Origin of the sequence: Kineococcus sp. DHX-1 (genome assembly GCF_042473625.1) — a bacterium.
Taxonomy (GTDB): domain Bacteria; phylum Actinomycetota; class Actinomycetes; order Actinomycetales; family Kineococcaceae; genus Kineococcus.
In genome coordinates this window covers 1,741,066-1,752,623 of the sequence record NZ_CP170445.1, presented here as the reverse complement: position 1 = coordinate 1,752,623, position 11,558 = coordinate 1,741,066, and the positions used below count along the sequence as shown (strand labels likewise).

Here is an 11,558-nt window from a genome sequence, read left to right as displayed (position 1 = left end):
GGGGTTCTGGGTGGTGCGGGTCTGGGTGGTGTGGGTCTGGGTGGTGCGGGCGGTGCGGGTGGGGTTCACGCGGTGGCCAGCAGGTTGTGCACGGCCGGGAACGCGAGGAACACCATGAACGCGGTGCACAGGACGAGCTGGGCGACGAGCATCGACTGCGACTTCTCGCCCGCCTCACCCTCGACCTCGGCCATGTCCTTGCGGCGCAACGTCGCCGCGCGCGCGGAGAGGGAGCCGCGGATCTTCGCGCCGTCGTCCGCGGCCAGGGCCAGCGCGCCCGCGAGGTCCACCAGTTCGGGCACGGCGAGTTCCGCGCCGAGGTCCCCCAGCGCCTGCCACGGGGTGCCGCCGGCCAGCCGGGCGCCGGCGAGGGCCTGGCGGATCCGGACGAGCGCCCAGTAGTCGCTGACCGACGCCGATCCGAGCAGCGCCTCGGGCAACCCGCGGCCCCCGGCGAGGTTCATGGCGACGAGGTCGGAGAACACCCCGACCACGCGGCGGAAGTCCCGGCGGCGACGGGCCGCCTCAGTCCGCAGGGTGAGGTCGGGCACGAGGAACCCGGACACGCCGAGCAGGAGGGCGAGCGCGAGCGGAACCCCACCCGGGAGGGGTACCCCCCACGTGCGCAGGACGGCCCAGCAGACCGGGACGAGCAGCAGCAGGAGCAACCCGGCGAGCAGTTTGGTGGCCAGGAACTCCCCCGTCCCGCGGCCGAGGACGGCGAGGTCGGCGCGGGTCCGCCGCAGGCGCCAGCCGCGCTCGGCGGCCAGCACCTCGAGGCGGTCACCCAGCCGCGCCACGGTCCGCCCCAGCACGGTCGAGAGACCGAACACCCCGCGGTCGGGCGCGGTCGAGGCGGCGGCCTCGGCGTCGGACAGCACCCGCCGGTGGGCGGAACGCCGGGCGTCGTCCAACCGCGCGATGCGCACGCCCACGGACTCGCGCGCCGGGACGAGCGCCGCGGTCAGCACGACGAGGCCGGCCCCGGCGAGGGCGCCCGTCGCGAGGGCGGTCTGGAACTCGCTCACCGGAGCACCTCCCGGACGTCCGCCCGGACGGCGAGGAACCGGTCGTGCGGGTCGACGCGGGCGAGCCGGCGCAACCAGGCGAGCCCGGCCACCAGGAGCGCGGCGACGACGACCAGCGCGCACTGACCGGTGACCGACCCGTAGGGCGCGACGTAGTCCCGGTTGAACACCGCGAGCAGGCCCATGACGCCGAGGACGATGAGCAGGACGATCTGGACGCTGCGGCGGATGCTGCGCCGGCTGGCCTCGATGCGGCGGCGGACGTCGAGTTCTTCGCGGGTGGAGGCCGCGAGCGCCGTCAGCACGTCGCGCAGCCCCGGACCGCGCAACCGAGCGTTGAGGACGAGGGCGGCGACGACGACGTCGGCGCTCGGGTCGTCGACGTCGTCGGCGAAGCGCAGCAACGCGTCCGGGAGCGGTTCGCGCACCCGGAGGCGGTCGACCAGGAGGTTCAGGGCCGGTCGCAGGGCCGGCGCCGACGTGGCGGTCGTGGCCGGGATGGCCTGTTCGAGCCCGATGGCGCCGGCGATGGTGTCGCGCAACGACTCCGTCCACGTGGCGAGGGCCTCGATGCGGGCCGTGCCGCGCTGTTCCTGCGCGCTGCCGCCGAGCAGCCGGTGCCAGCCCGCCACGAGCAGCCCGATGCCGACCCCGGCGACGACCCAGCGGGTCAGGACGAGGGCGAGGACCCCGGCGCCGACGGCGAGCAGGACGCGCCGCCCGGAGCCGGACCACCGGCGGCCGGGACGGGAACCGGGACCGCCGGCCCGGCCGCGCACGCCGACGACGGCGAGGAGGACACCGCCGCCGGCGACGGTCGCGGTGAGGGCTGCGAGGAGTTCGGGCGCGAGGAGTTCCAGCACACCGCTCACGAGGCCCACCGCTCGACGGCCGGGGCGACGTAGCCGGCGGCGGCGAGGTCGTCGGCGCACTGCAGCGGGGCGTGCGCCCGGGCCGTCCCGTCCGAGCCGGACAGGAAGACCTCCGAGCTGAGCACCCGGCCGTCGACGCCGGTGACCTCGCGCACGCTCGCCACGACGCGGCGCAGCCCGCCGCCGAGGTGGTGGGTGTTCTGCTTGTGCAGGAACACGACGAAGTCGACGGCGCCCGCGACCAGCAGGTGGGTCGCCTCCACGGGCAGGCGTTCGGACGCCTGCAGGGCGTAGGTCGCGATGCGGTTGAACACCTCGGCGGAGGAGTTCGCGTGGATCGTCGACAACGAACCGTCGTTGCCCTGGCTCATGGCGTTGAGCATCGTGACGATCTCGTCGCCGAGGACCTCGCCGACGATGACGCGGCTGGGGTTCATGCGCAACGAGCGGCGGACGAGGTCGGCCATCGTCACCGCGCCCTGCCCCTCGGAGTTCGGCAACCGTTCCTCGAAGGCGACGGCGTTCGGGTGCCCGGGCTGGGCGTCGAGGCCGAGTTCCAGGGCGCGTTCGACGGTGATGAGCCGTTCGTGCGGGCCGATCTCGGCGGCGAGCGCCCGCAGCAGCGTCGTCTTCCCGGAGTTCGTGGACCCCGCGATCATGATGTTCTTCCGGGCGCGGACGGCGGCCCGCAGGAACTGCGCGAGGTCCTCGGTCATGGTGCCGGAGGCCACGAGGTCGGCGAGCGTGGCGGTCGACAGCCGCGCCCGGCGGATGCTCAGGGCCGGGCGGCGGCAGACGCCCATGACGGCCGACAGGCGCGACCCGTCGGGCAACCGGAGGTCCAGCTGCGGGTTCGCCGCGTCGAACGGCCGGCTGGCCAGCCCCACGGTCCCGGCCAGGACCTGGACGAGTTCGACGAGGTCCTCGTCGGACTCCGCGACGGGGTCGTGCAGTTCCTCTCGGCCGTCGGCGTAGCTGACGAAGACGCGGTCGCACCCGTTGACGTCGACGTTCTCCACGTCGGGGTCCTCCAGCAGCGGCTGCAGCCGGCCCACGCCGAAGAGGGCGGCGCCCACGGCGGCGGCCACGGACTCCTCCCCGGCCGGGGTGAGCGGGGCCCGGCCGGCGGCGAGCTCGGCGCGGGCGTGGTCCTCGAGGACCTGCACGACGAGGGACCGCGCGAACTGGCGCTCGTCGGCGGACGACAGCGGCGGCCGGCCGGCGGCGTCCTCGCGTCGGCGGAACGCGGTGAGCCGGTCGGCGACGGCCTGCCGGACGTGGCGGACGAGCTCGTGGTCGGGGCGGTGGGTGCTGCTCACGCGGCGCTCCCCCGCTCGGTCCCGGAACTCGCGGGCAGCGCGGCGGCCAGGCCGCCCACGAGGGTGCGTCCGGCCCGCACGAGCGCCGTCCGCTCCGGGCGCGACACGGGCGCCCCGGCGAAGACCCCGGCGCCGGCCGGGTCGTGGGGAAGGCGTCCGAGGTCCTCGACCCAGGGCCCCACCGCGCGCAGCACCTCGACGGCGGAACCGGCGTCGGCCGGGCGGCGTCCGGGGTCCCCGACGACGACCACCCCGGTGCGGGGCAGCAGACCGTCGCGACGGCGCAGCGCGTTCCCGAGGTGACGGAGCCGGTCCCGCGCGTGCAGGACCGCGGCGGCGTCGGCGCGCACCAGCAGGACGACGCAGTCGCTGGCGCGCAGCAGGTCCAGGTGGACCGGCGCGGCGCCGACCCGACCGGCGTCGACGAGGACGTCCGCACTGAGGACGTCGCCGTCCGTCGTCGACCCGTCGAGGTCGCCGACGGCGGCGGCGAGGGCCGCCCAGCCCCGGCCTGCGGCGGCCGCCTGCTCCGGGCCGGTCAGGCCGAGGACGACCCGGCTGCCGCCGGCGACGGGCTGCGACTGCTCCACGACGGCCGCGGCGTCCAGGCCCCGGCGGGCGGCGGTGAGCAGCGGGAGCAACCCCCGGGAGGTGTCCAGGAGCCCGCCGTCGGCGGCCGGGACGCGGGCGGCGACGTCACCACCGGCCGGGTCCGCCTCCAGCAGGAGCGCGGGCCGCGGCCAGAGCGCGGCTGCGAGCAACGCGGTCGTCGTCACGCCCGGGGACCCCTTGGCGGACAGGAAGGTCACGACACCCACCGGTCAGCTCCCGGCCAGGTCGACGGACGGGACGGTCGCCCCGGCGAGCCGGACGAGCGCGACCTGACCGGCGGCGGCCGCCGCCACGACCGCCGCGGCGTCGCCGTCGGGGACGAGGAGGGACACCTCGCCCGCCCCGGACGCCGTCACGTCACCCGCGCCGGGAGCCGCGCCGTCGGGTGCGCTGCCGCCGACGACGCGGGCGGCCTCGAGCAGGACGGTCCCCGCGGGCTCGCCGCTGACCGTGGTGGCCCCGTCGGCGGCGACGAGGTAGGCCCGCACGACGTCACCGGCGACGAGCGGCGTCGTCGGGCGCTGCTCGGGGCGCACGACGACGCCGACGACGGCCGCCCCGGCGGGCACCGTGCCGCCGGCGAGGAACATCGTCCGGTTGACGAGCGTGTCGGCGGGGATGCGGGTCGTGGCGTGGGTCCCGACGAAGTTCTGCAGCGCACCGGCCGGGACGACGGCAGCGCCGTCGGCCGCCACGCGGGCGGTGCGCAGGTCCGTGGCCGTGACGAGCTGCCCGGGCGCGATGTCGTGGCGGGCGACGAGGACGTCGACCCGCTCACCGGTCCGGTGCACCACGACGGCGCTGCCGAGCGCGCCCGCGACGACGAGCACGAGGCCGAGGGCCGCCAGTGCCGGACGGCGTTCCCGGACCGGTCCCGGCAGGCGGGGACCGGTCGCGGGACGGCCCGCGGGGACGGCGGGCACCCGGGCGTGCGGGAGCGACGGAGAGGCGGTGGGCATGTCCTCGACGGTGCCAGCGGCAGCCCGGCCGCGATGACGTTCCGCGAGGGGTTCCGCCGTCCGGAACAGCCCGTTCACCCGGCCGGCGGAACCGGCGGTGACCCTGTGCCCGCGCTTCGGGTGAGCCCCCGGATCAGTGCCCGGCGAGTTCCTCCGACGCCGCCCGGACGTCGGAGCGCTCGCCGGCGATCTCGCGCGAGAGCTCCCGGGCCACCGCGTCGACGCGCGGGTCGCGCAGGATCGACATGTGTTCCCCGGGGACCGGGACGATGTCGAAACTGCCGCTGAGGTGGGGTTCCCACTGCCGGCGCGCGGGCGCGTCGACGTCGTCCGCGGCCACGACGACGAGCGTCCGGCCGGGGTAGACGTCCGTCGTGTACCGGCGCTGCAGGAAGTTCCCCTGCCGGAAGAACCGCACGTAGTGCCCCAGGCCCGGGTGCGCCTTGATCCCCGTCAGCGCCAGCGACAGGGCCTCCTTCGCCTTGGCCTGCAGCCCGGGGTACTGGGGTACCGGCACGAGCGCCGGGTTCGGGGGGAAGGAGTCCAGCACCGCGAGGAGTTCGACCTCCTGGCCCGCCTGGCGCAACTGGTGGGCCATCTCCAGGGCGACGAGGCCCCCCAGCGAGTGCCCCGCGAGGCGGTACGGCCCCTGCGGCTGCTGCTCACGCACGGTCGCGACGTGGCGCTTCGCCATCCGTTCGACCGACCAGTCCGGCAGCGCCCGGTTCTCCAACCCGTTGGCCTGCAAGCCGAGGACGGGGAACCCGGGCGCCAGGCGCTGGGCCAGGGTGCGCAGGGCCAGGGCCGCGCCGCCGGCCCCCGCGACGAGGAACAACGGCCGGCCCTCGCCCTCCGTGCGCAGCGGGACGAGCGTCGGGCGCGCGCTGCGGGTCTGCGACCGCACGGCCACCGCGAAGGAGGCCACGGTCGGCGCGGCCGCCACGATGGACGTCCCACCGGTCGTGTTCACCCCGTCGGCGCCCAGGGACTCGATGCGGCTCACCAGCGCCTCGGCCGCCAGGGAGTCACCGCCGAGCTCGAAGAAGTCGTCGAAGACCGAGATGCCCTCGAGCTCCAGGACGGCGCAGAACTGCTCGTGGACGACCTCCTCCCAGCTCGAGCGCGGCACCTCGTACGGGGCGCTGCTGCGCGGGGGTTCGGGCAGCTGGGAACGGTCGAGCTTGCCGCGCTCGGTGCGGGGCAGGGCGTCGAGGAACACGACGTGCTCGGGAACCATGTGGGAGGGCAGGTTCTCGCGCACCACGGCGCGCACGGCGGAGGCCTGCGGCCGGGACCCCTCGGGGACGACGTAGGCCACCAGACCAGTCCGCCCGGTGCGGGGGTTCGGCCGACCCACGACGAGCGCCTCGCGCACGTCCGGCTGGGCGAACAGGAGCGCGTCGATCTCGCCGGGTTCGACGAGCAGCCCGCGGATCTTCACGCTGTGGTCGCTGCGGCCGAGGAGGCGCAGGCAGCCGTCCGGACCGAGGGTGCCGACGTCACTGGTGCGGAACGTCCGGGACCCGTCGGGGTTGTCGGCGAACACCTCGGCGGTCTTCTCCGGGTTCTGCCAGTAGCGGCCGCCGAGCCAGCGGGACGTCAGCACGACCCGGCCCGTCCCGGTGTCGGCGAACGTCCCGTCCTCCAGTTCGACCTGCAGACGCGCACCCGGGACGGCCCAGCCCACGGGGGTGGCCCCCTCGGGCGCCTCGTCGTCGCCGCTGATCGCGTACTCGGTCATGAGCCACGTCTCGGTGGAGCCGTAGCGGTTGCGCAGGACGCAGTCCGGCCCGACGGCGCGGCGCACGGCGGACAGCTCGGCGCCGTGCACCGTCTCCCCCGCCATCGTCACCGTCGTCAGCCCGGTCAGGCGGCCCGTCGGCCCCAGCGTCGTCACCATGCCGCGCAGGATGGCGGGCGAGGCCAGCAGCACGTCCGCCCCCACCTCGCGCAGGAACGCGGGCAGCTCGGTGACCGACCGGCGGCGGGGGTCGAACAGCTCCAGGCGGGACCCGGCGAGCAGACCGGCCAGCGTGGGGGTCGTGCCGGCGCTGAAGGCCATGGGCAGCAGGTGGGCCACGACGCTGCCCGCGGGGTAGGCGCCCGTGGCCTCGGAGTTGACCCACGTGTCGTGCAGGATCGAGCGGTGGTCGCAGGCGACGCCCTTGGGCTTCCCCGTCGACCCGGACGTGTAGACGATGACGGCCACGTCGTCGGGCGCGGCCGTGCGCGTCAGCAGCGCCGAGGCGGCGGCCAGGTGGTCCGAGGCGTCCTGCGCCCCGACGTGCGAGTCCGGGTCCACGACCGTCCCCGCGACCTCCGTCGCCGTCCCGCGGCGCTCCGCGTCGCTGACGACGAGCGTCGCGCCGGCGGCGTCCACGTAGTGCCGCAGCCGGACGGCGGGGGTGGTGGGGTCCAGGACCACGACGGGGTGGCCGGAGGCGACCACGCCCACGACGGCCGCGACGGCCCCCGCGTCGTGACCGCGCAGGACGGCGACCGGCACCTCCTGGGGATCGCGGTCGTCGGCGCGGTGGTGCGCCAAGACGGCCTCGCGCACGAGGGCGGCCCGCTGCAGCAGCCCGGCGCCGGTGAGGCGCGTGGCCGGGTCGGCCACGACCACCTCGTCGGCGCGCGCCAGCGCGACGTCGACGATCCGCGGCAGCAACTGCCCCTGCGCGTGTTCCTCGGAGAACCTCGTGAACCCAGCGCCCACGACGTCCGTCCCTGCGTGATCCCCCACGGGTGAGCCCCCTCCCCCGACCGGCCCAGCAGACCGGTCTCGTGGGCGGCACACTAGCCCGTCGCTACCCCCTCGGGCGGCCCTCTGCGGGGGTTCTCCGCAGATCAGGACCGACCGGGGGACGAACTGTCACCGACAGTCTCACGAACTGCACGGGGAGCCATCGAAGAGACCCGAAACCCTTACGCTGCGGGAGGTTTCAGGCCGCGTCCCCACGGCTGACGAGCTCGCGAGCGAGCTGCCGGTAGGCCTCCGCACCGGGGTGGTTCGCGGCGTACGACGTGATGGGTTCCGCGGCGACGGAGGCGTCGGGGAACTTCACCGTCCGCCCGATCACCGTGTGGAACACGTCGTCACCGAACGCGTCCACGACCCGGGTCACGACCTCCCGGCTGTGCAGGGTGCGGCCGTCGTACATGGTCGCCAGGATCCCGTCGACCTCCAGTGCCGGGTTCAGCCGCTCCTGCACCTTCTCGATCGTCTCCACCAGCAGCGCCACCCCGCGCAGCGCGAAGAACTCGCACTCCAGCGGGATGAGGACCCCGTGGGAGGCGGTGAGGGCGTTGACGGTCAGCAGGCCCAGCGACGGCTGGCAGTCGATGAGGACGACGTCGTAGTCGTTGAGCGCGGGCCGCAGCGCGCGGGAGAGGACGCTCTCGCGGGCCACCTCCCCGACGAGCTGCACCTCCGCCGCCGAGAGGTCGATGTTCGCCGGCAGCAGGTCGAGCCCGTCGACCGCGGTCTCGCGGATGACCTCGCGCACGTCCGTGCCGCGCTCCATGAGGAGCTGGTAGACGGTCTTGTCGAGCTCGTGGGGGTTGATGCCCAGCCCGGCGGACAGGGCGCCCTGCGGGTCGAAGTCGACGAGCAGCACCCGACGCCCGTACTCCGCGAGCGCCGCACCCAGGTTGATGGTGGTCGTCGTCTTGCCGACGCCGCCCTTCTGGTTGCACATCGAGATGACGCGCGCGGGCCCGTGCCGGTCCAGTGGGGCGGGGACGGGGAAGACCGGGACCGGTCGCCCCGTCGGGCCGTTCTGCGGACCGAGCTCGATCTCCTCCTGCACGTTCCGCGGTTCGGAGGCGGCCTCGACGGGCGCCTGCGCCGCGGGTTCCGTCACGGGTTCCGGCGCGGGCGTGCCGCTCGAGGCCACCGGAGCGCTGGGCGCGCTGGGCGTGGGCCGGGCCGTGGGCGGCTGCACCGACTGCTGCACCCGTTCACGGAACGCGTCGACGCCGGGACCGAAGACGGAGGGTCCGGACACGGGCGGCGTGGTCGGGGCGGACGACGGGAACTCGCTGGTCACGGGACGTGGCACTTCCTCGGGCGGTCGGAGGGACGGGCGGTCGGTCTGGCGCGACCTTAGTCGTCACCGGGGGCGGGTGGTGGCGACGGGTGGTGGTCGTCCGGCTGCGCCACGCTGCCGACGGGGTTCGTGAGCAGCGCGCGGGGGTGCGACTCGGCGTGGACCTCGCGCAGGTTGTCGGCCGTGACGAGCGTGTACACCTGAGTGGTCGTCACCGACGCGTGCCCCAGCAGCTCCTGCACGACGCGGACGTCGGCCCCGCCGCGCAGGAGGTGCGTCGCGAAGGAGTGGCGCAGCGTGTGCGGCGACACGGCGCGCGTGATGCCGGCCCGGCCGGCCGCGGACTGCAGGACGGCCCAGGCGCTCTGCCGGGACAGCCGGCCGCCGCGGGTGTTGAGGAAGAGCGCCGGGTTCCCCCTGCCCTGGGCCGCCAGGTGCGGGCGGGCCCGCACCACGTACCGCTCCAGCGCCGCCTGGGCGTACGAGCCCACCGGCACGACCCGCTCCTTGGACCCCTTGCCGCGCAGGCGCACGACGCCGGTCTCCCCCAGCACCTCCGGCGAGACGTCGTCGACGTCGAGCCCGACGGCCTCGCTGATGCGCGCGCCGCAGCCGTACAGCAGCTCCAGGAGGGCGCGGTCGCGCAGCGGGACCGCCGCCTGCGGTCCGTCGGCGCCGAGGCCGGCCGTCTCCAGGAGCCGCTCGACCTCCTCCAGCGTGAGCGCCGCGGGCAGCCTCCGCGGCGGCGCCGGCGGCCGGACGAGGACCGCGGGATCGGCGGCGCTGCGGCCCTCGGCGTGCAGGAAGCGGTGCCAGCCGCGCACGGCGGAGGCGGTGCGGGCGGCCGAGCTCGCCGTCAGGGGCGCGCCACCGTCCTCCCCCGAGCGCAGGGCGACGACGAAGGCGCTGACCGTCGCCTCGTCCACCTCGTCCGGGTCGGTGACGCCGCGGGCGGCGAGGAAGCGGACGTAGCGGGCCAGGTCACGGCGGTAGGCACCGAGGGTGTTCTCGGACAGGCCGCGCTCGACGTGCAGGTGCCCGAGGTAGTCGCGGACCGCGCGCTGCAGCGCGACCGGCTCCTCGCCCGCGGGCGGGGCCGGCCGCGGTTCGACGGAGGCGGCGGACACGCCGTCGACCCTAGGGGACCGGGACCTCCGGACGGTCGGACCCACGCGGAGCACCGCGCGGGTCGCTGCGCACGCTGCGCTCAAGCAGCTCCCCCGTCCGGCCGATGGGAGCACCATGCGCGCTTCTAGAACCTCGCCCACGGGCGTCGAGCGTCGGTTCGGCGACGACGAGCTCATCGTCACCAAGACGGACCCGCGAGGTGTCATCACCTACGCCAACGAGGTCTTCCTGCGGGTCTCGGCGCTGACCGAGGCCGAGGTCGTGGGGCAGCCGCACAACATCATCCGGCACCCGGGCATGCCGCGCGGGATCTTCGACCTGCTGTGGGAGACCCTGCGCGGAGGCAGCGAGATGTTCGCCTACGTCGTCAACCTGGCCGCCGACGGCGCCCACTACTGGGTCCTGGCCCACGTCACGCCGAGCGTCGACGCGCAGGGCAAGCTCCTCGGCTACCACTCCAACCGGCGCGTGCCCGACCCGTCGGCCGTGGCCGCCGTCCGCCGCCTCTACGACGACCTGCTGGCCGTCGAGGCGCAGCACTCCCGCCCCGCCGACGCCGTCAAGGCCTCGCGGGCGGCGCTGGCCGCCCAGCTCGCGGCCGCCGGCCAGACCTACGAGGAGTTCGTGTGGTCGCTGACGCCCGAAGGAGCCGCCGCGTGAACCCCTTCCGCCGCCTGCGTCCCGCGCAGCCCCCGCAGCGCGACCACGACGAGGTCCTGCGCGCCCTCGTCGACGTGGCCAGCCGGGCCGCGGCCGGCGACCTCGAGGCGCGCGTACCGCACCTGGGCGACGACGACCTGCTCGTCGACCTGCGCCGCGCCTTCAACCACCAGCTCGACATGACCGACGCCTTCGTCCGCGACGCGTCCGCGACGCTGGAGGCGGCCAGCGAGGGCCGCTTCCACCGACGCTTCCTGCTGGGCGGCACCCGCGGCGCGTTCCGGCACGGGGCCCGCGTCATCGACGCCGCCCGCCGGGCGAGCGCCACGGCCGGCGCCGAGCTCGACCAGGCGACCGCGGCGCGGCTCGCGCTGGCGGACGAGCTCGAGAGCACGGTGCTGTCGGCCTCGGAGCAGGTCTCCGCGGGCGCCACGAGCGCGGGCTCGGGCGCCGCCGAGCTGGCCCGGACCGCACGGGACGCCGTCACGGAGGTGCAGCGCGCCGTGGCGACCGTCGAGTCGTTGCGCACCGCCTCGGCCCGCATCGAGGAGGCCGTCCAGCTCATCGAGAAGGTCGCCGCCCAGACCCGGTTGCTCTCGCTCAACGCGACCATCGAGGCCGAGCGCGCGGGCGAGGCCGGACGCGGGTTCGCGGTCGTGGCCGAGGAGGTCAAGAGCCTGGCCGAGCAGGCCGCGCAGTCCAACGCCGTCATCGCGGCGCAGGTGGCCGCCAGCATGCAGGCCACCGAGGAGGCCGTCGCCGTCATCGAGGGCGTCGCCCGGCGCATCGAGGGGATGGACGCCGAGGTGGGCGCGATCTCGGACGCCGTCTCCGGTGGTTACGGCTCCGTCGGCCTGTCCGAGGTCGCCGGCCTCCTGCAGCAGCAGGTGACCGGCTTCGTCGCGACCGTCCGGGGTTCCTGACTCAGGAC

At 75.7% G+C, this 11,558-nt stretch carries 10 protein-coding genes; 2 read left to right on the top strand and 8 right to left on the bottom strand.

The genetic code is table 11. The features are described from left to right. Positions 1-65: 65 nt before the first annotated feature. The 8 genes from ACFEMC_RS08375 to xerD all read right to left on the bottom strand — a co-directional run bounded on the left by ACFEMC_RS08375 (position 66) and on the right by xerD (position 9,966). Positions 66-1,028 carry a type II secretion system protein gene (locus ACFEMC_RS08375; RefSeq protein ID WP_380175374.1) on the bottom strand — a complete coding sequence of 321 codons (963 nt, stop codon included), beginning with the start codon at positions 1,026-1,028 and terminating at the stop codon, positions 66-68. Beyond that, positions 1,025-1,900: a type II secretion system F family protein gene (locus ACFEMC_RS08370; protein ID WP_380175373.1), complete on the bottom strand. Its 876-nt coding sequence runs from the start codon at positions 1,898-1,900 to the stop codon at positions 1,025-1,027. The genes ACFEMC_RS08375 and ACFEMC_RS08370 overlap by 4 nt, the downstream gene beginning before the upstream one ends. Further along, positions 1,897-3,219 (bottom strand): CpaF family protein, encoded by a 1,323-nt coding sequence (locus ACFEMC_RS08365; RefSeq protein WP_380175371.1) that lies wholly within the window; start codon positions 3,217-3,219, stop codon positions 1,897-1,899. Before ACFEMC_RS08365 ends, ACFEMC_RS08370 begins: the two co-directional genes overlap by 4 nt. Further along, positions 3,216-4,037, bottom strand: coding sequence for a hypothetical protein (locus ACFEMC_RS08360; protein WP_380175369.1), 822 nt, complete (start codon positions 4,035-4,037; stop codon positions 3,216-3,218). Before ACFEMC_RS08360 ends, ACFEMC_RS08365 begins: the two co-directional genes overlap by 4 nt. A 3-nt stretch (positions 4,038-4,040) precedes the next feature. Continuing rightward, complete coding sequence (locus ACFEMC_RS08355) at positions 4,041-4,790, bottom strand: SAF domain-containing protein (RefSeq protein ID WP_380175367.1); 750 nt, start codon at positions 4,788-4,790, stop codon at positions 4,041-4,043. A 133-nt stretch (positions 4,791-4,923) separates the two neighbouring features. Next, the gene (locus ACFEMC_RS08350; RefSeq protein ID WP_380175365.1) at positions 4,924-7,506 is read right to left on the bottom strand and encodes an AMP-binding protein; all 2,583 of its coding nucleotides are present in this window, start codon (positions 7,504-7,506) and stop codon (positions 4,924-4,926) included. A gap of 226 nt (positions 7,507-7,732) precedes the next feature. Beyond that, entirely contained in the window at positions 7,733-8,599 is an 867-nt protein-coding gene (locus ACFEMC_RS08345; protein WP_380176678.1) for a ParA family protein, read from the bottom strand. A gap of 296 nt (positions 8,600-8,895) precedes the next feature. After that, positions 8,896-9,966, bottom strand: coding sequence for a site-specific tyrosine recombinase XerD (gene xerD, locus ACFEMC_RS08340; RefSeq protein WP_380175363.1), 1,071 nt, complete (start codon positions 9,964-9,966; stop codon positions 8,896-8,898). Between the two features lie 115 nt (positions 9,967-10,081). Here xerD and ACFEMC_RS08335 point away from each other — a divergent pair, with 115 nt between their 5' ends. Both ACFEMC_RS08335 and ACFEMC_RS08330 read left to right on the top strand, forming a co-directional pair. Further along, positions 10,082-10,627 (top strand): PAS domain-containing protein, encoded by a 546-nt coding sequence (locus ACFEMC_RS08335; protein WP_367640756.1) that lies wholly within the window; start codon positions 10,082-10,084, stop codon positions 10,625-10,627. Further along, a complete protein-coding gene (locus tag ACFEMC_RS08330) occupies positions 10,624-11,550 on the top strand; it encodes a methyl-accepting chemotaxis protein (protein WP_380175361.1) in 927 nt (308 codons plus the stop codon). The genes ACFEMC_RS08335 and ACFEMC_RS08330 overlap by 4 nt, the downstream gene beginning before the upstream one ends. The last annotated feature ends 8 nt before the right edge of the window (positions 11,551-11,558 follow it).